This is a genomic window from Streptomyces sp. NPDC001056 (assembly GCF_053598955.1).
Genome location: NZ_JBSFLI010000031.1, coordinates 80,363 through 98,238, shown reverse-complemented (window position 1 = coordinate 98,238; position 17,876 = coordinate 80,363). Strand labels below are relative to the sequence as shown.

The window sequence follows — 17,876 nt, the reverse complement described above, 5'->3', positions numbered from 1 at the left end:
GAGCAGCTCGCCGGACTGCCGCCGGCGCTGGTCGTCACCGGCGAGGCGGACGTGCTGCGCGACGAGGGCGAGGCCTACGCGACCAAGCTGCGCGCGGCCGGGGTCCCGGTCACCGCGGTCCGTTTCCAGGGCATCATCCACGACTTCGTCATGCTCGACGCCCTGCGCGGCACCCACGCGGCCGAGGCCGCCATCACGATGGCCGTCCGCACGCTGCACGCGGCCCTGCACACCGCCTGACCGGGAGACAGCGACGGTGAGTCCGTCGTCACCGACCGGCCGAAAAGCCTTCGAGCCCTGACCACCAGCAACCACAATGCTCCGGTGATGCTCATCAACCGGGACCACCGGAAGCTGTGGATCGGGCAACTGGTCTCCCAGACAGGGGACTTCGTCTTCAGCACCACGCTCGCCCTGTGGATCGGCACGGTGCTGCTCGCCGGGCGGCCCTATGCGCCAGTCGCCGTCTCGGGGTTGGCAGTCGCGGTGGCCCTGGCCACCCTGCTGGTCGGGCCGCCCGCGGGGGTTTTCGTCGACCGGTGGGACCGGCGTCGCGTCATGATGGGTGCGGACCTGGTCCGGGCCGCGCTGACCGGCGCGCTGACCGCCGTGTCCTTCCTGCCGGACGGGACTCTGCCGGAGGGCGCCGTTCTCACCGCGGTGTACGCGACGGTGTTCCTCGCCACCGGCGCCGCGCCGCCGTAGGGCCGTCGGGGTCGCCGGCGCGGCGATCAGCCGGTTCCGGGGTCGGCCGGTGGCCGGGGGAGTGCGCCGGTGAGGGTGAGGGTGACCAGGCGTGCGGCGAGGTGCTCGTCGAGGGGGGCGCCGCTGATGAGGGCGCGGGTGAACAGGGCGCCGCTGATGGCCTCGATCACGAGGCCGGGGTCCGTGTCCGGTGCGAGTTCGCCGCGCTCGACGCCCCGGCGGACCATGACGGCGCCGCGTTCGAGGCGCTCGGCCCAGTAGGGGAGGCGGCGGTCGGGCAGGGTGTCGTCGCGTTCGACGCTCAGCCGGAGCAGCGCCTCGCCCTGCGCCGTCGCGAGCAGTCGCGCGAGCGTGCCGAAGTAGGCGGTGAGGTCGTCGTGGACGTGTCCGGTGTCCGGCACCGGCATCGCCGCGTCGAGCTGGTCGGTCAGCGCTTCCAGGATCAGGTTCTCGCGCGTGCCCCACTGCCGGTAGACGGAGGTCTCGTGGACGCCGGCGGCGCGGGCGACGGCACCGACGGTCGTGCCGGCGAGCCCGCGTTCCGTCAGGACGTCCACGGTGGCGGCGAGGACGGCGGAGCGCATGCGGGCCCCTCGGCGGCGCAAGGGCGGTGCGTTCTGGTCGGACGAGGCCATGGTCCACCCTAACGCAAGGCTACTTGCTTTACCCGGGGGGCGGGCGTACGTTCATTGCAAGGCGACTTGCGTTAAAGGGCTCGCGGTCCCGGTCGCCGCCGTCCCAAGGAGGCCATGTCATGGAGCAGATGCTCGCCGCCCGGCTGCACATCCCCAGCCGCACTCTGCGGATCGAGGAGGTGGCGAAGCCCGTACCCGGTCCCGGCCAGGTGCTGGTGAAGGTGGAGGCCGCGGGCGTCTGCCTGTCGGACGTCCACCTGATCGACGGCACCCTCACGCCGCTGCTGCTGCGCGGCGACACGGTCACCCTGGGCCACGAGGTGTCCGGCACCATCGCGGAGACCGGGCCCGGTGTCACCCGCTGGACCCCGGGTCAGCGGGTCGTGCTGTACGCCGGCGAGATCCGCGACGGCGTCACGTACACCCGTGGCGTGGACTACGACGGCGGCTGGGCCGAATACGCGCTCTCCGCCGAGGGCGCCCTCACGGAGCTGCCCGCGGCCATCCCCTTCGACCAGGGCGCGATCATCCCGGACGCGGTCTCCACGCCGTGGGGCGCGATCACCGTCACGGGGGCCGTGAAGCCCGCGGAGGCCGTCGGTGTCTGGGGCGTCGGCGGCCTCGGCGTCCACGCCGTCCAGCTGCTGCGGGCCGTCGGCGCGTGCCCCGTCGTCGCGGTCGACCCCAATCCCACCGCCCGCGAACGGGCCCTCGCCGCGGGCGCGGATCTGGCGCTCGACTCCGCCGACCCGGCGCTGCGCGAGCGGATCCGTGAGGCGACCGGCGGGGCCGGTCTCGCCGCCGCCTTCGACTTCGCCGGTGTCCCGGCCGTCCGCGAGCAGGCGCTGTCGGTGCTCGCGCCCAAGGGCCGGCTGGTTCTCGTGGGCCTGACCGACAAGCCGCTGACCGTCGCGGACGGCACCCGCTTCAGCTACCTCCAGCAGCAGATCCTCGGCCACTACGGCTCCGACATGCCGGTCGCGTTGCCGCAACTGCTGTCCCTGATCCAGGGCGGCCGACTGGACTTCTCCGCGTCCATCAGCGGTGAACTCCCGCTGTCGAAAGCCGCCGAGGCGGTGGAGCGGCTGGAGAACAAGACTGGCGACCCGATCCGGTTGATCCTGCGTCCCTGATCGCCTCTACAGCTCGAACAGGCGCGCCGCGTTGTCGTGGCACACCGCGCGCAGCCAGTCGCGTCCCAGTTCCAGCCGCTCCAGGGCGTGGAGCTGGTGCAGGTAGGGGTAGGGGATGTTCGGGAAGTCGGAGCCGAGCAGGATGCGGTCACCGAGGTCGGCGAGGCGTGGCAGGTCCCGGCGCGGGAACGGCATGAATCCTTCGGTGAAGTCGGTGAACGCCATCGTCGTGTCGAGGCGTACCTGGTCGTAGCGCTCGGCGAGATCGAGGAACTCCGCGTACTCCGGCATGCCCATGTGCGCGACGATCAGCCGCAGTCCCGGATGGCGTGCCAGCACCCTCGCGATGGGTTCGGGGCCGGTGTGTTTGCCGGGCGCGGGGCCGGAGCCGCAGTGGATCACCACGGGGACACCGGCCTCGGCCAGCAGCCCCCATGCCCGCTGGAGCTGCCCGTCGGCCGGATCGTAGGCTCCGACCTGTACATGGGCCTTGAACACGCGCGCGCCTGCTTCGACGGCCTCGCGGACGTACGCCTCGACGTCCGGCTCGGGGTAGAGGGTGGCGGTGTGCAGGCAGCCGGGGGTGCGGCGGGCGAAGTCGGACGCCCATCCGTTCAGCCACCTGGCCATGCCGGGCTTGTGGGGATAGAGCATCGCGGTGAAGGCCCTCACCCCGAACTCCCCGAGAAGGGCCGCCCGTTCCTCCTCCTGCCTGCGGTAGGTGATCGGCCACTTCAGCCCGCCGACCAGCGGCCCGCTGGTGTCGAAGTAGTCCCAGACCTTGTGCAGGACCCGCTCGGGCATGAAGTGGGTGTGGACGTCGATCAGTCCGGGAAGACCGAGTCCGCGCCAGAACCGTCGTACCTCACCGGCCTCCTCGCCGAAGGCCGTGCGGGTGGAACTCATGTGGTACCGCCTCTTTCCCCGAACGGATGCGTCACCGCGCGGGTCCGTCGATGCTGATCAGCGTCTGCTGGCCGTTGGCCACGAGCTTGCGTTCACCGTCGTCCCGGACGCCGTAGACCTCCAGCCGGCACACGGTCAGCGTCCGGCCGGACTTCAGGACGGTCCCGATCGCCTCGATGTGGTCGCCGAGGGCGGGCGCGAGCAGGTTGATCTTGTATTCGACGGTGAGGACGTCGCACTCCTCGGGGAACAGCGTGAGCGCCGCATAGCCGCCGGCACTGTCCGCGATCGCGCTGGTGGCGCCGGCGTGGATGTAGCCGTGCTGCTGGGTCACCTCGGCACGGGCCGGGAGAACGATGTGCACCCGGCCGGGTGCGATCTTCGTGATCCGCGCACCGAGGTGGGCCATCAGGCCCTGCCGGTCAAAGCTGTCCTGGACGCGCCTGCGGACCGCGGGGCTCGTCTGCTCCACGTGCGCCTGGTCTGCCACGTGCCTGTTCTCCTTCGCGTCCGGATCGAGTGGGCCGAGCGGACCGGCCGGCCAGGCGTTCCACCGCCAGGAAGGCTCCCCACGACGATCATCATCGCGCCGGACGCACGGGCCGTCGAGGGCCGGATCCTCAGGACCGTCCGCGCGGGGACGCGAACGGCTGGTGATCCGGAGGAACTTCCCGGTCCGCCCGCCGGTCCTATTGGACCAGGGTCTCGAAGCCGGAGTCGTCGCAGTAGGACACCGCGCGACGTTCAGCGCCCGGGTCGCCGCCGATCGCCATGACGGTGTCGTCCAGGATGTGACTGCCACCGTGGTCAAGTCCCTTGCGATGCAGTAATTTCGCCGCGGCGATGGCCGCGTGGCCATGACCTCGAAGAGACTGAGGGCAGGGCTGTGCGAACCTCTGCCCCGGGCAGACGGGGAAAAGGGGGTACGACGAGACGGACCGCGTCGGCGGCGCTCCCGAGCACCGGCCGGTGGCCGTCAGATCCGGGTCTCACCCGGAGGCGTCGTCTTCACCCACCACGTCTGCGACTCCTCGATCACACGGTCCAGATCGCCCACAGCCTGACAAAGGCGGGACCGGCCACGCGCGATGAGACGACACGGGGCGTGCCGCGGCGTGGTGCGCGGCGGGGACCGTCCTGCGCCCGCCCGGTATGTCGTACAACCCCCAACCAACCTTGATCGTCAAGGAGTTGTGGGTCGGCGGACCGTTGATCAGCGGGCGGCCGGGCCATCCGACCTGACCCTTTCTCACCTGGAGACGTCATGAGAGCTGACTCCGTCCGCCGCGCACTGCGGCTCGGAGCCTGTACGACGCTCGCCGCCGGACTCGTCACCCTGGCGCTCACCACCGCTCCCGCGTTCGCCGGGACCCAGCAGGAGACGGACCAACTCTGGATCACCGCCCCGTACGAGCCGACCCTGCCGCTCGGCGTCGACGGCGGGACACCGCCGTCCCGCACGCTCGACGTCCGGCTCAACCACGACAACGCCCACTTCACGGTCACCGACGGCCGGCTCACCGTGGACGCCTCCGGTCTCGCCGGCGTCGCCGAGATCACCTGGCCGGACAACTGCGCACCGAGCGGCGCGACCGCGGTATGCGACGTGCCCGAAGTGCCGGTGACCGGGACCACCGGCGGCGAGGTCCATCTCCAGGTCCGCGCGGCCGACGGGGCGGCCGTCGGGGCACGGGGCCGGATAACCTTCGAGGCGACGGCCACCGGCGGCCCGGACGGTGTACTCACCGCCCCCCAGGACAGCTTCGACACCACGGTCACGGTCGCGTCGGGGCCCGACCTCGGGCTCACGACCGGCGGCGACATCGAGCACGCCCAACCGGGCAGCAGGCAGACGCTCCCCTTCACGCTCACCAATCACGGCAACGAGACCGCGCACGGCTTCACCGTCAAGATGACGGCCTCCTACGGATTGCGGTACGCCAACCGGTACGACGCCTGCGTCTACACGACGTCGAGCGGGGACGAGTACGCCCCGATGTCGTACGCGACCTGCACCTTCGATCAGGACCTTGCCCCGGGAGCCTCCTTCGAACTCCCCGAGCCGCTGCAGATCGACCTGACCCGGCAGGCGCTCCAGGAGCGGTTGGACATCTCGGCGCAGCCGCTCGGCGCGACCGATCTCGGGGGCTACGACGACTATGTGGCGCTGCAGATCGGTGCCGACAACACCGCCGACTTCTCGGTGACCGGCGCGGCGGTCACGGGCGCCGCGGGCGAGACGGTCACCGCGCCGCTCACCTTCAGGAACGAGGGCCCCGGCTGGCTCGGCAACCTGGGCTCCGGGGACCCGGTCGCCGCGGTCCGGCTGATCGTTCCGCCCGGCACCACGGTCACGGGCGCGCCGGCGGACTGCAACCCGCGAACCCTGTCCGGCGGCTCCTACCCGAACCGCACGGGCGCCCCGCGCTACGACTGCGAGCTTCCGTACTGGGTGCTGGAGAACACGGAGCGCTCCTTCGCCTTCACGCTGCGGATCGACACGGTGGTGCGCGGAGCGACAGGGGAGGTCAGCATCCATCCCCCCGTCGGCGAGTTCCCCCACGACCCGGACGGGACGAACAACACAGCCGTCCTCGCCGTGAACTAGCTAAACGGTCAAGGGCGTTGCCCAAGCCCGCCGGAGGCGGGCGGCCGTCGAGCCGGGAGGGCCGATCGTCGTCCGTGACGACGCCCTCCCGGCAGGGCCCGCCGTGCCCGAGGGGTGGGCGGTCCCGGGCGCCCTCCGGGAACTCCCGGCGGACCGGGGCGACGTCGCATCGCCGTCGCCCGGGTGGGGGAGTCAGCGCAGTGGCAGGCTCTCCAGGGTGAACACCGGGCTGGTCAGCGGAGCACCGTACAGATAGGTGTCCATCTGGGAGTTGGTCACCAGCAGCCGGTCCCCGCTCACGGCGACGCCGGTGAGCGTGTCGGCCTCCGGGTAGGTGCGTTCGGAGACGACGGTGGCCCGGGTGTCGTCGGCGGAGAGCCGTACCGTGGCGATCTCGTTGTTCACGGAGCGGGCGACGTACAGGGTGCTCCCTCGCAGCGCCATGCCGTCGGCGCTGGGCAGGGGCGGTGCGTCGATCCTGCGGATCTCGCCGGTCACGAGGGTGAGCCGGTAGAGCGCGCCGCTGTACCAGTAGCCGATGACCAGGGACTTGCCGTCCGGGGTGGCGACGATGCCGTTGCCGTTGGACTGGCCGGTCACGTAGTCCGGCAGGTGGTAGGCCACCTTCAGGGTCCGGTGGGCGTCGGTGGCGGGGGCGTTCACCTCGGCGGCCGGTATCCGGTAGACCACGGCGCGGAGGGAGTCGGTGACGTAGACGTCGCCGTCGGGGGCGACGGCCGCGTCGTTGACGAGGGTCGGCTCGCCCGTCCCGGGGACGGTGTAGGAGGCGACGGGCCTCCCAGTGTCGGTGTAGACGAAGAAGCGTCCGGTGAAGGCGCCGGCGACCAGCAGGCGGTTTCCGGCGATCTTGATCCCGGTGGCCTGGGTACGGCCGTCCCGGCCGCCCGGGAGGAAGGGGTCGAGCGTCTTCGCCCCCGGGCGTCCGCGGTAGACCGTGCCGTCGCCGATGCTGGTGGTGTAGACGTAGTGCTGGTCGGCCGCGACGCTTTCGGGGAAGACGTTGTCGCCGTCGACCGTGATCGTGGAGCCGCTGTCCCTGTGGTCACGAGCCGGCGCGGCGGTGGCGGAGGTCGTGAGGGCGGCCAGTGCGGCGGACGTCGCGGTGAGGGTGAGGAGCGTGTGCCGCCAGGCGGGGTGTGCGGTGGTGCTGGGGGACATCGTGGTGGACCTTTCCGGTCGGCTCGAAGTGATGTGGCTGTGTGGCCTCGTGAGCGGAGGCCGTCGGTGCGGACCCGGCGGGGTGCTGTCCGAGCCGGGGTTCGCGGACCTGCCGTTTCGGGAAGCCCGGTGCCCGGACTCCGGTGCCGCGGCGGGAGGTTGAGCCGGAACGCGGTCGTCGCGCCGGCTTCTGGGGTCCGTGTCAGCGCGGTGCGCCGGCGATCACGCCGGCCAGGGACGCGGCGGGCCATCCGGTCTGGCGACCCAGGTCGCCCGGAGCCGGTGGAGGGCGGGGTTCTCGGCGGTCAGGACGGGCGCGGCCGCCTCGGCGTGGTCGGCACGGGTCCGGCGCTGACCCGTGCCACCCCCCGCTGCCCCGACGGCGCCCACCCGCGCGGGTATCGGGGGCAGTCGGGCGGTGTGGTTCTCCGGGTACCGGTTGTGGCGCCGCAGCACGCCGGGGGTGTCGCGCTGACGCAGGTACTCGGGACCCCCGCGCCACGGCGGCGCCTCGAACGGTGAGTCGGCCCGGTCGGCCGGTCGGCCGGTTGGCCGGTGGCTTCGGCGATGCCGAGTGACATGGACGGTCTCCCTTTCCGGCCGCGGCTTTCGCGGCCCATGGCTCCCACCCTGACCTGGTAACTCTCTATAGGGAAGTAGCCACCTTTTGGTAAGGTTGCCACCTGCTGGGAAGGAACGAGGTGAGAGCCGTGGCGACGGCGAAGGCTGTGACTCGGGCGACATCGGCATGGGACCCGTACGAGCGCGGCTGTCCTTCGCGGGACCTGCTCGACCGGATCGGCGACAAGTGGTCGATCCTCGTGCTCGGCGAACTCGCCGAGCACGGCACGTCCCGGTTCTCCCATCTGCGCAAGCGGCTGTCGGGGGTGAGCGAGAAGATGCTCACCCAGACGCTGCGTGGGCTCGAACGCGACGGCCTGGTCCTGCGGACGGTCCACCCGGAGGTACCCGTGCGGGTGGAGTACGAACTGACTCCGCTGGGCGTGACACTCCGCGAACCCCTGAAAGCACTCACGGCGTGGTCGTTGCGACACACGGAGGAGGTCCTCGCCGCCCGCAAGGAGTACGACGCCCGCACCGGACAGGCCGGCTGACATGGTCCGTGGACCGGCGGTCGAGGCCGGTGGATCACAGGCCGGAGCCGACCCCCTTACTCCTGCGAAGGCGCGTGAACGGTTCCTCAGGCGTTGGAGCCGCCGTTGGTCTGGCGCTGTCCCGAGCGGCTGCCGTGCCAGTTCAGCACCAGGGTGGTGGCATCGTCCGGCAGACGGTCCCCGCAGGCTTCGTGAACCGCCGTGGTGAGCGCGCGGACCACTTCGCGGGGATGTGCGTCGCGGGTGTCGCGCAGGAGGGACGGGAGGTCGACCGCAGCGGCGCGGCGTTCCTGCATACCGTCGGTGATCAGCACCAGCCGGTCGCCCGGGTCCAGGCGGAGCCGCTGTATCTCGTACGTGACCGGGGCGGGCGCCCCGAAGGGGAGGTTGGCCTTGAGGGCCAGCTCTTCCACGCGGTCTCCGCGCAGCAGCAGCGGCCGGGGGTGGCCGGCGTTGACCAGTTCGCAGGCGCCCGTCTCCAGTTCGACGCGCAGCAGCTGGCCGGTGGTCATGCCGGGGGCGTTGTCGGTGATCGCCTTGTGGGCGGCGTAGGCCTGGTCGAGCAGGCTGCGGCCGGCGCGACGGGCCCCGCGCAGGGCGTTGACGGTGAGGGTGGCCAGCAGAGCGGAGGCGGTGTCGTGCCCCATCGCGTCCGTGATCGACAGATGCAGGGTGTTCTGGTCGAGGGCGTAGTCGTAGCTGTCGCCGCCGACGTCGTCGGCCGGCGCCAGACCGCACGCCAGCGTGAAGTGCGCCGCCTCGCAGCACGGCGCCGACGGCAGCAACTGATGCTGGATCTCGGCCGCCAGGCTCATGGCGGTGGTGCGCCTGCCACAGTGGTAGAGGTCGGTGAAGCGACGGTCGGTCACCATGAGGTACGCCAGCGCGTGCGCCGCCTGCACCACCGCGTCCCGGACCGAGTCGTCCGCGTACGGTACGACCATCTCCAGCACCCCGATGCAGTCGCCGCGGTTCGTCACCGGCGCCACCAGCCGGCAACCGCCCTCCCCGTCGTCCTCCTGGTGCAGGCTCTGGCGGCGCAGCACGCGTTCGTGGACGCTGCCCGCCAGCCCCGCTCTCTCCACCTGGGCGCACGCCTGCCCCGTCCGGCCGGCCCCGGGCAGCCGAACGGCTTCCTGGCCGAGGATGTCGACGAACAGGAACGAGACCTCCGTCGCCGAGAACCGCTTCTCCAGGTTCCGGGCCACCACGGCCACCGACTCCACCGGGGCGGCATCCTCCGCCGCCCGCAGCACCTGGTCCAAGCCCAAGCCTTCGTCACCGGCCACAGCCACCTCCCTGGTCCGTTCACCTTCGGCTTCCCCGCAACCCGGCCCGGATTCGCCGGCTCGTGCGACTTCCGGCCAGGCCAGGCCAGGTGAGGCGAGACGCGGGCATCACCTGGGGAATGCCGGTGTCGGCCCACGGGCGGCCGTCTCCACGACGAGGTGCGAGCAACCGCCCGCCTCGCGTGTCCGGGAGGTCCGCGCCCGGCGCAGACCGGGCCTCACCCGGCCGGTCGGACCGTCGACCCGGTCGTACGGCCCGGGGAGGGTGTCCCGCTCGCCGGGCGTCGACCGCCCGCCCGCTCGGCCGCGCGGGCGATGTTGCGGGCCATGCCGCCGAAGACGAGGGCGTGGAAGGGGGAGATGCTCCACCAGTAGGCGTGACCGAGCAGGCCGCGCGGGTGGAACAGGGCGCGCTGGCGGTAGCGGGTGCGCCCCGTTTCGTCGCTGTCGACGCCCATCTCCAGCCAGGCCAGTCCGGGCAGTCGCATCTCCGCGCGCAGCCGCAGCAGACGGCCCGGCTCGATCTCCTCCACCCGCCAGAAATCCACGGAGTCGCCGACGCGCAGCCGGTGCGCGTCACGGCGCCCGCGGCGCAGCCCCACGCCTCCCACGAGCCGGTCGGCGATACCCCGAACGGACCAGGCCAGGGGCAAGGAGTACCAGCCGTTCTCCCCGCCGACGCCCTCGATCACCCGCCACAGGGCCTCGGGCGGGGCGTCGACCGGGCGTTCCCGCAGGTCGGTGTAGAGGCTGCCGCCCGCCCAGGCGGGGTCGGTGGGCAGCGGGTCGCTGGGGGCGCCGGCCACCGAGGCGGAGGACCAGCGGGTGGCGACCTCGGCGTCCCGCACGCGCTTGAGCGCCAGCCGCACCGCCTCGTCGAAGCCGATGGGGTGGCCGGGCGGGTCGGGGATGTAGCGGGTGATGTCGTTCTCCCGGCACACCACCTCGTGCCGCAACGACTCCGCCAGCGGCCGGGCGATGCCAGCGGGTACCGGGGTGACCAGGCCGACCCAGTGGCTGGACAGGCGGGGGGTGAGCACCGGCACCGGCAGGATCACGCGCCGGGGCAGTCCGGCCACCGCGGCGTAGCGCAGCATCATGTCCCGGTACGTCAGTACCTCGGGCCCGCCGATGTCGAAGGTGCGGTTCACGTCGGCGGGCATCCGGGCGCTTCCGACCAGCAGACGCAGCACGTCCCGGACCGCTATCGGCTGGATGCGGGTGCGTACCCAGCTCGGTGTGACCATCACCGGCAGCCGCTCGGTCAGATAGCGCAGCATCTCGAAGGACGCCGAGCCCGAGCCGAGGATCACGGCGGCGCGCAGCACCGTCGTCGGTACCCCACTCGCCAACAGGATGCGCCCGACCTCGGACCGGGAGCGCAGGTGCGGGGACAGCTCGCGCTCGGGCACCCCGGCGGGAGTCAGGCCGCCGAGGTAGACGATGCGGCGCACGCCGGCGGCGGCGGCCTGCGCGCCGAAGACACGAGCGCCCTCGCGGTCGGTCTCCTCGAAGCCGCGTCCGGTGCCCAGTGCGTGCACGAGGTAGTAGGCCACGGCGACGTCCCGCATCGCGGCCCCGACCGAGTCGGGGTCGGTGACGTCCCCGCGGACCACCTCCACGTCCCCGGCCCAGGGGTGGTCACGCAGCTTCCCGGGGGAGCGGGCCAGGCAGCGCACCCGGTACCCGGCTGCCAGCAGTTCGGGTACGAGCCGCCCGCCGATGTAGCCACTGGCCCCGGTCACCAGGCACAGGGGCCGGTCTGTCGTCGTCTCCATGACTCCTCCTTCCGAGAGGATGTTCGGCCGTCGAGAGTCTTCGGTCGTCGCACCGGACGCGGATGCGGCCCGGCCGTGATCCGCGAGTACCCCGGTACGATGCGCCGGTGAACACGGAGACGAGCGGAGGGCACCCGGCGCGGCGGCGCGCAGGAGCCGCCGATGGCGCGTCCCCCGCCGCCGGTGACCCGCACACCGCGGGTGCCGGTCCCTCGACCGAGGACACCTCCACCGGTGACCTCCCCGCCTTCCCGGGGGACCTGCCGGCCTTCGCCGTGCAGTTGCGCCGCATGCACGGCGAGGTGGGCCGGGTCATCCAGCAGTACGCGGCCCGGCAGAACCTGCACGCCACCGACGTACAGGCGCTGGCCGCCATCCTCGACGCCCCCGAGCCGATGACCCCCACCAGGCTGCGTGCCCTGCTGGGCCTCACCTCGGGCGCGGTCACCGCCTGCATCGACCGGCTCGAACGCGCCGGGCAGGTCCGCCGGGTGCGCGAGGACACCGACCGCCGGGTGGTGCACCTCCACTACGCCGCCGATGCCCGCGCCGCCGCCCGTACCCACTTCCGGCCCCTCGCCGACGCCCTGATCCGGTCCGGGGCCGACTTCGACGAGCACGAGCTGACCGTGGTCCTGCGGTTCCTGACGGCCCTGAACGACGCCCTCGCCGAGGTCCCCGGGGCGCCCACCGGTCGCTGAGGCGCCGTCCGCGCCGCACATGCCGTCCGAACCGAGGGCGGCGGCACCCGCATCCGACCCGCCGACGGGTGAAGAAGCGACGTGTGAGAGTCGTATGAGATATTCCTCGATCATTGAGATTGTTTATCATCGAGTCTTCCCTCGCCGCTCGCCCCGAGGAGTCACATGTCACCCGCGCACCGCCTGTCCCGCAGGCTCGTCCCGTTCGCCCTGATCGCGGTATGGCTGGTGGTCGGGGCGCTGCTGGGCCCCTTCGCCGGACGGCTCGGCGAGGTCGCCACCAACGACCAGGCCGCCTTCCTGCCGCGCAGCGCCGAGTCCACCCGTGTCCTGCGCGAGCAAGCCGCCTTCCGGCAGCGCGAGACCCTGCCGGTCATCGTGGTGTGGACCGCCGACGGCGGCCAGGCCGTCAGCGGGCAGCAGCGGCCGGCCACCGCGGCGATGGCCGCACTCGCCGGCACGCCCGGCACGGCCGGGTCCCCTTCCCCCGCCCTGCCCTCACGGGACCGCGCCGCCCTCCAGGCCGTCGTGCCGCTGCGCCCCGATCTGGGCGACCGGCTCGCGCCCACACTGGAACGGGTGCGGGCGGCGGCCGAGAAGGTGCCCGGCACCAGGGTGCGACTCGCCGGCCCGGCCGCCACCCGAGCCGACCTGGCGGACGCCTTCTCCGGCATCGACGGTGTGCTGCTCGCGGTCGCCCTGGCCGCCGTCCTCGTCATCCTGCTGCTGGTCTACCGGTCCTTGCTGCTGCCACTGGTCGTCATCACCGGTGCGGTGTTCGCCCTGGGGCTGGCCTGCGCCGTCGTCTACGCGCTGGCCGACCACGGCCTGGTGCGCGTCGACGGCCAGGTGCAGGGCATCCTCTCGATCCTCGTCATCGGTGCCGCGACGGACTACGCGCTCCTGGTCACCGCCCGCTGCCGGGAGGAACTCACCGCGGGCCGGGACCCCCACGCCGCCGCCCGAGCCTCCCTGCGCCGCTCGGCTCCGGCCGTGCTGGCCAGTGCCGGCACCGTCGCACTCGGCCTGATCGCCCTGCTGCTGAGCGACCTCACCAACAACCGGGCGCTCGGGCCGGTCGGCGCGGTCGGGATCGCCTGCGCCGTCCTGAGCGCGCTCACCTTCCTGCCCGCCGCCCTGGCCCTCCTGGGCCGCCGCGCCTACTGGCCGGCCAGGCCCGAAAGCGGGGCCGGTGCCACCGGACTGTGGCAGCGCGTCGCCCGCCTGGTCGACCGGAGGCCGCGCCGGGTGTGGGCGCTCGCCCTGACCGGACTGCTCGTCTGCTCGGCGGGCGCCCTCACCCTCGACTCGCGGGGTGTGCCGCTGGACGAGACGTTCGTACGGCACGTGCCGTCCGTCGCCGCCCAGCAGACCCTGGCCCGGCATTTCCCGGCCGGCGCGGGCACCCCCGTGGTGGTCCTCGCCGACGCCGCCTCCGCCGACCGCACCGAGCGCACCGTGCGCGCCACCGCGGGCATCGCGGCGGTGACCGCGACCGGCGCCCAGGGCGACCCGGCGGCCGATCCGCACGCGGTGGACGGCCGGGTCAGGTTCGAGGCGACAGCGAAGGCGGCTCCCGACACCCAGGCCGCCCGCGACACCGTGGCCCGGCTGCGCACCGCACTGCACGCGCTGCCCGGCGCGCATGCCCTCGTCGGCGGCTACACCGCGCAGCAGTACGACACCCTGCGCGCGGCCGAACGGGACCGCACCGTCATCGTCCCGGTGGTGCTCGCCGTCATCCTGACCATCCTCGTGCTGCTGCTGCGCTCCCTCGCCGTGCCGGTCCTGCTGGTGCTGACCGTCGCCCTGAACTTCACCGCGACCCTCGGCGTGGCGGCGCTGGTCTTCCGCGACCTGTTCGGCTTCAGCGGCACCGATCCGTCGGTGCCGCTGTACGCGTTCGTCTTCCTGGTCGCCCTCGGCGTCGACTACAACATCTTCCTGATGTCCCGGGTCCGCGAGGAGACCCTGCGGCACGGCACCCGCGAAGGCGTCCGGCGCGGGCTCGTGACCACCGGCGGGGTCATCACCTCGGCGGGGGTGGTGCTCGCCGCCACCTTCGCCGCGCTCGGCGTGATCCCGTTGGCGTTCCTGGTGCAGATCGCCTTCATCGTCGCCTTCGGCGTGCTGCTGGACACCCTGGTGGTGCGCTCCCTGCTGGTGCCGGCGCTCGTGCGGGACGCCGGGGACCGCGTGTGGTGGCCCACCCGGCCGGGCGCCGGGAAGCCGGACGGCCGCTCGCCGGCACCGAAGCGGCGAGCCCGAGCCCTCCTGCCGGGGGAGGACGGCGCCTGAGGGCCGAGGTCCGGCGGGCGCGGCGGGCTCACGCAGGGCTGATCCGACGCAGACTCGATGCGAGTTGCCGCGGCGAAGGTGCCGGACGGACCGTGGTCGTGAGGCAGGAGCCACCCGGACAAGGAGCAGGCCACATGACCGCACCCGCTGTGACCGAAGCCCCACCCGAGCCGACGGCGGACCCCGAGAACGATCTCGCCTCGCGTTTCGCGGCCGGGGACGAGGACGGTATGGAAGCGGTCTACCGCCGCTGGGCTCCCCTCGTCCTGTCGCTGGCGCGGCAGTCGCTGGGTGACGGCGCGGAGGCCGAGGACGTCACCCAGACCGTGTTCCTCGCCGCCTGGCGCGGCCGCCACGGCTACCGCCCGGCCCGTGGGCCGCTCCCCGCCTGGCTCGTGGGCATCGCACGGCGCAAGATCGCCGACGCGTTGTCCGCCCGCGCCCGGCGCACGGACGTCGCCGTCGCGGCGGGGCGCGACGGGAACCGCCCGCCGGACCCGTGGTCACCGGACGCCGTCCTGGACCACGTGGACGTCACCCGGGAACTGCGCCGCCTTCCCGAGGGCCAGCGGCGGGTGCTGTGCATGGCCTTCTACGGTGACCTGACGCAGACGCAGATCGCCCACGCCACGGGATGGCCGCTGGGTACGGTCAAGAGCCACGCCCGGCGCGGCCTGTTGCGGCTCGCGCGGAGCCTGGACGCCGAGACCGGGGAGCGAGCACGCTGACCGGCCGGTTCACGCACCCCTGCCGTGGACGTGACGGCCGGTCCCCGGGCGGAGAGGGCGGGAGGCGCGGGGCCCTGCCTCGGCTCGCCGTAGACCAGGACGAGGGGGAGACTTGACCGCCGTGAACTCCGCCCCGCAGCCGTCCTCGACGCCACCCGCCGTACCGGGCGACGCCGGTCTGACCACGGGCGTGCTGGCCCGCCGCCTCGGTGTGTCGCCCATGACCCTGCGCTCGTGGGACCGCCGCTACGGCATCGGACCGACCGCACGCACCGAGGGCGGGCACCGTCGCTGGACGGCGGCGGACGTGGCGACGGTCGAGGAGATGTGCCGGCTGACGGCGACCGGCATCCCGCCGGCCGACGCGGCCCGCGCCGGCCGCTCCGGCGCCCCCACCGCCCACGGGGAGGTCGCGGGCCGCCGGCGCACTGCCCCTCGGAGATGTGCGTCAGGAGTGCCGCGGCCTGGCCCGCGCCGCCGTACGACTGGACGCTCCCGCGCTGGAGAAGCAGCTCACCGCCGCCGTCGAGCGGCACGGCGTCGTCGGGGCCTGGCAGGAGGTGATGGTGCCCACCCTGCACGCCGTGGGACGCCGCTGGGCCTCCTCCGGCGACCGGTACGTGGAGATGGAGCACCTGCTCGCCTGGCACGTCTCCACCGTGCTGCGCCGCAGCGCGCCGCCCGCCGCCCCGTGGCTTCCCCTGCGGTCGGCTGCGTCCTGCTGGCCTGCGTCCCCGGCGAACAGCACACCCTGCCCCTGGAGGCGCTCCACGCGGCGCTCGGCCGTGAGGGACTGCCGGTACGCATGCTGGGGGCGGCGGTGCCCGCCGAGGCGCTGGACGCGGCGGTGCGCCGGCTGGGCCCGGTCGCGGTCGTGCTGTGGGCCCAGGAGAGCGCACGGGCGGTCCCGGTCCTGGCCCGGCACGTCGTCGGACTGCGCTGGGGCATGAAGGGGACACGGCGCGGTCCGGCGGTGCTGCTGGGCGGACCCGGCTGGAGCCGGTCCCAACCCGCCGGTGTCCTCAGACCGGCCGGACTGGCACAGGCGGTGGAGGCCCTGCGCGCGCTGTGCACCGCGGGGTGAGTCGGCGCTCACGTCCCCGTCCCTCCGGCCGCGGGCCGTCCTCGGCAACCATCCGGCGGCAGGGCGCGATCCCGGTGAACACGTGACGCCACGCCGTGCGGCGAGCCGGGCGGTCACCGGCCGCCGTGCCCTGCCGCGACGCCCGAACGGCCACGCGTCCGCCACCTCACGGCACCTCGCCCGCCCGCCGCCGCTCCTGCCGCAGCACCTCGTCGAGGTCGCCCAGCCGGTCCAGGCCCTGTACCGCGCGCCGCATCCGGGCGTTGCCGGACAGCAGCCGCCGGTGCCGGTGCAGGAAGGCCCAGTACCCGGCGGCGTAGGGGCACGCGCGCGGGCCGGTGCGCTCGGTGGGCCGGTAGGCGCAGCCGTCGCACAGGTCACTCATGCGGTGGATGTAGGCGCCGCCCGACGTGTACGGCTTGGTGGTCATCCTGCCGCCGTCCGCGTACTGGGACATGCCCACCACGTTCGGCACCATCACCCAGTCGTAGCCGTCGACGAAGCAGCGGTGGAACCAGTCGGTCACCGCGACCGGGTCCCAGCCGCGCTGGAGAGCGTGGCTGCCCAGCACCATCAGCCGGGGGATGTGGTGTGTCCACCCGGTGTCGCGCACCTGGGCGAGCACCGTGGCCAGGCAGCGCGCGGTGACCGCGTCCGCGTCCAGCCCGGCGAAGTACTCCGGCAGCCCCTCGGTGTGCCCGAGCGCGTTCACGTGCCGGTAGTCCTCGCCGAAGTGCCAGTACAGCTGCCAGACGTACTCCCGCCAGCCCGCGACCTGCCGGACGAAGCCCTCCGCGCTGTTCACCGGGACCGCGCCCCGCCGCCAGGCCCGCTCGGCTCGCTCCACGCACTCCGCCGGGTGCAGCAGCCCCAGGTTCAGGGAGGACGACAGCAGGCTGTGGCTCATCACCGGATCACCGGTGAGCATCGCGTCCTCGTACGGCCCGAAGGACGCCAGCCGGTGCTCCACGAAACGTCGCAGGGCCGACAGCGCCTCCCGCCGCGTGGCGGGGAAGCGGCGCGGACCGTCCCGGCCGACGAAGCGCACGCCCTCCTCGCGTTCCCACCGGTCGAGGTCGTCGCGCACCTCCGCGTCGATGTCGTCCTCCCGCGGCCGGTACGGGCCCGGTACGTCGAGCTTTCGGGCTCCGGCCGGCGGCGGCTCGCGGTTGGCGTGGTCGTGGTCGAACCGGCCGCCCGCCGGGTGGTCGCCCTCCATCAGCAGGTCGTGCTCCCGACGCACCCAGCGGTAGAAGTCCTCCTGGAGCAGCCGCCCACCGCGCCCCTCGGCCCAGCCGGCGAACTCCTCCCGTGCCACGAGGAAGCCCCGGGCGGGCAGCACCCGCACCCGGGGCAGGGAACGCACCAGCCGGAGCGCCGCGTACGAGGTCGGGTGGCACACCGTGACCGGCGCGCCACCCACCGCGCGCCGCAGGCCCTCACGGTAGGTCTCGGCCCGCACGTACGTCACCCGCCCGCCCAGTTCCGCCGCGCGGTGCCGCATCGCGGAGAGCACCAGGTGCGCCTTGGCACGGTGGAAGCGGCGTCGCCGGAAGACCGACCTGGCTTCGATCATCACCACGGGAACTCCGCGGCCGGGTCCGTCCTCGCCGGTCGGCGTGAGGAAGTGCGGGCCGAGCTGGTCGCCGAAGATCCAGTGCGGGGTGGTCATGGGAGGGGCTGCCTTCCGTGCGGCACGGGGGTACATGTGCGGGTT

At 73.3% G+C, this 17,876-nt stretch carries 15 protein-coding genes and 1 pseudogene; 9 read left to right on the top strand and 7 right to left on the bottom strand.

What is annotated here, in order from left to right:
- A partial coding sequence (locus tag ACWDD7_RS29635) for an alpha/beta hydrolase fold domain-containing protein (RefSeq protein WP_450459653.1) occupies positions 1–240 on the top strand: 240 nt, incomplete at its 5' end.
- A gap of 87 nt (positions 241–327) precedes the next feature.
- Complete coding sequence (locus ACWDD7_RS29630; RefSeq protein WP_450459661.1) at positions 328–705, top strand: MFS transporter; 378 nt, start codon at positions 328–330, stop codon at positions 703–705.
- A 26-nt stretch (positions 706–731) separates the two neighbouring features.
- Here ACWDD7_RS29630 and ACWDD7_RS29625 read toward each other — a convergent pair whose 3' ends face one another.
- Positions 732–1,289: a TetR/AcrR family transcriptional regulator gene (locus ACWDD7_RS29625; protein ID WP_450459652.1), complete on the bottom strand. Its 558-nt coding sequence runs from the start codon at positions 1,287–1,289 to the stop codon at positions 732–734.
- A gap of 170 nt (positions 1,290–1,459) precedes the next feature.
- On the opposite strand from ACWDD7_RS29625, the gene ACWDD7_RS29620 reads away from it, so the two are divergent.
- Positions 1,460–2,473 carry a zinc-binding dehydrogenase gene (locus tag ACWDD7_RS29620; RefSeq protein ID WP_450459651.1) on the top strand — a complete coding sequence of 338 codons (1,014 nt, stop codon included), beginning with the start codon at positions 1,460–1,462 and terminating at the stop codon, positions 2,471–2,473.
- A gap of 6 nt (positions 2,474–2,479) precedes the next feature.
- On the opposite strand, the gene ACWDD7_RS29615 is transcribed toward ACWDD7_RS29620, so the two are convergent.
- Together ACWDD7_RS29615 and ACWDD7_RS29610 are read right to left on the bottom strand one after the other, a co-directional pair.
- On the bottom strand, positions 2,480–3,379 hold the full coding sequence (locus tag ACWDD7_RS29615) for an amidohydrolase family protein (protein WP_450459650.1): 900 nt from the start codon (positions 3,377–3,379) through the stop codon (positions 2,480–2,482).
- A 31-nt stretch (positions 3,380–3,410) separates the two neighbouring features.
- Entirely contained in the window at positions 3,411–3,788 is a 378-nt protein-coding gene (locus tag ACWDD7_RS29610) for a PaaI family thioesterase (RefSeq protein ID WP_450459660.1), read from the bottom strand.
- An 855-nt stretch (positions 3,789–4,643) separates the two neighbouring features.
- Between ACWDD7_RS29610 and ACWDD7_RS29605 the strand changes: the two genes are divergently transcribed.
- Entirely contained in the window at positions 4,644–5,987 is a 1,344-nt protein-coding gene (locus ACWDD7_RS29605) for a hypothetical protein (protein WP_450459649.1), read from the top strand.
- Between the two features lie 192 nt (positions 5,988–6,179).
- Here ACWDD7_RS29605 and ACWDD7_RS29600 read toward each other — a convergent pair whose 3' ends face one another.
- Positions 6,180–7,166 carry an SMP-30/gluconolactonase/LRE family protein gene (locus tag ACWDD7_RS29600; protein ID WP_450459648.1) on the bottom strand — a complete coding sequence of 329 codons (987 nt, stop codon included), beginning with the start codon at positions 7,164–7,166 and terminating at the stop codon, positions 6,180–6,182.
- Between the two features lie 710 nt (positions 7,167–7,876).
- On the opposite strand from ACWDD7_RS29600, the gene ACWDD7_RS29595 reads away from it, so the two are divergent.
- Positions 7,877–8,281 (top strand): winged helix-turn-helix transcriptional regulator, encoded by a 405-nt coding sequence (locus ACWDD7_RS29595; RefSeq protein ID WP_351867817.1) that lies wholly within the window; start codon positions 7,877–7,879, stop codon positions 8,279–8,281.
- Positions 8,282–8,367: 86 nt separating this feature from the next.
- Here ACWDD7_RS29595 and ACWDD7_RS29590 read toward each other — a convergent pair whose 3' ends face one another.
- Together ACWDD7_RS29590 and ACWDD7_RS29585 are read right to left on the bottom strand one after the other, a co-directional pair.
- Positions 8,368–9,570, bottom strand: coding sequence for a PP2C family protein-serine/threonine phosphatase (locus ACWDD7_RS29590; protein WP_450459647.1), 1,203 nt, complete (start codon positions 9,568–9,570; stop codon positions 8,368–8,370).
- Positions 9,571–9,788: 218 nt separating this feature from the next.
- On the bottom strand, positions 9,789–11,348 hold the full coding sequence (locus tag ACWDD7_RS29585; RefSeq protein WP_450459646.1) for an SDR family oxidoreductase: 1,560 nt from the start codon (positions 11,346–11,348) through the stop codon (positions 9,789–9,791).
- Between the two features lie 260 nt (positions 11,349–11,608).
- On the opposite strand from ACWDD7_RS29585, the gene ACWDD7_RS29580 reads away from it, so the two are divergent.
- The 4 genes and pseudogenes from ACWDD7_RS29580 (at position 11,609) to ACWDD7_RS29565 (ending at position 16,159) form a co-directional block, all read left to right on the top strand.
- Complete coding sequence (locus ACWDD7_RS29580) at positions 11,609–12,049, top strand: MarR family winged helix-turn-helix transcriptional regulator (RefSeq protein ID WP_450459659.1); 441 nt, start codon at positions 11,609–11,611, stop codon at positions 12,047–12,049.
- A 165-nt stretch (positions 12,050–12,214) separates the two neighbouring features.
- Complete coding sequence (locus tag ACWDD7_RS29575) at positions 12,215–14,347, top strand: MMPL family transporter (RefSeq protein WP_450459645.1); 2,133 nt, start codon at positions 12,215–12,217, stop codon at positions 14,345–14,347.
- A 134-nt stretch (positions 14,348–14,481) separates the two neighbouring features.
- Positions 14,482–15,075, top strand: coding sequence for an RNA polymerase sigma factor (locus ACWDD7_RS29570; protein ID WP_351867827.1), 594 nt, complete (start codon positions 14,482–14,484; stop codon positions 15,073–15,075).
- Positions 15,076–15,196: 121 nt separating this feature from the next.
- Positions 15,197–16,159 (top strand): annotated as a pseudogene (locus ACWDD7_RS29565) (MerR family transcriptional regulator).
- Positions 16,160–16,325: 166 nt separating this feature from the next.
- On the opposite strand, the gene ACWDD7_RS29560 reads toward ACWDD7_RS29565, so the two are convergent.
- Positions 16,326–17,831, bottom strand: coding sequence for a cryptochrome/photolyase family protein (locus tag ACWDD7_RS29560; protein WP_450459644.1), 1,506 nt, complete (start codon positions 17,829–17,831; stop codon positions 16,326–16,328).
- Positions 17,832–17,876 lie beyond the last annotated feature (45 nt).

Coding starts and splice junctions, on each gene's coding strand:
- ACWDD7_RS29630 (WP_450459661.1), top strand. CDS start 328: ATGCTCATCAACCGGGACCACCGGAAGCTGTGGATCGGGCAACTGGTC.
- ACWDD7_RS29625 (WP_450459652.1), bottom strand. CDS start 1,289: ATGCGCTCCGCCGTCCTCGCCGCCACCGTGGACGTCCTGACGGAACGC.
- ACWDD7_RS29620 (WP_450459651.1), top strand. CDS start 1,460: ATGGAGCAGATGCTCGCCGCCCGGCTGCACATCCCCAGCCGCACTCTG.
- ACWDD7_RS29615 (WP_450459650.1), bottom strand. CDS start 3,379: ATGAGTTCCACCCGCACGGCCTTCGGCGAGGAGGCCGGTGAGGTACGA.
- ACWDD7_RS29610 (WP_450459660.1), bottom strand. CDS start 3,788: ATGGCCCACCTCGGTGCGCGGATCACGAAGATCGCACCCGGCCGGGTG.
- ACWDD7_RS29605 (WP_450459649.1), top strand. CDS start 4,644: ATGAGAGCTGACTCCGTCCGCCGCGCACTGCGGCTCGGAGCCTGTACG.
- ACWDD7_RS29600 (WP_450459648.1), bottom strand. CDS start 7,166: ATGTCCCCCAGCACCACCGCACACCCCGCCTGGCGGCACACGCTCCTC.
- ACWDD7_RS29585 (WP_450459646.1), bottom strand. CDS start 11,348: ATGGAGACGACGACAGACCGGCCCCTGTGCCTGGTGACCGGGGCCAGT.
- ACWDD7_RS29575 (WP_450459645.1), top strand. CDS start 12,215: ATGTCACCCGCGCACCGCCTGTCCCGCAGGCTCGTCCCGTTCGCCCTG.
- ACWDD7_RS29570 (WP_351867827.1), top strand. CDS start 14,482: ATGACCGCACCCGCTGTGACCGAAGCCCCACCCGAGCCGACGGCGGAC.
- ACWDD7_RS29560 (WP_450459644.1), bottom strand. CDS start 17,831: ATGACCACCCCGCACTGGATCTTCGGCGACCAGCTCGGCCCGCACTTC.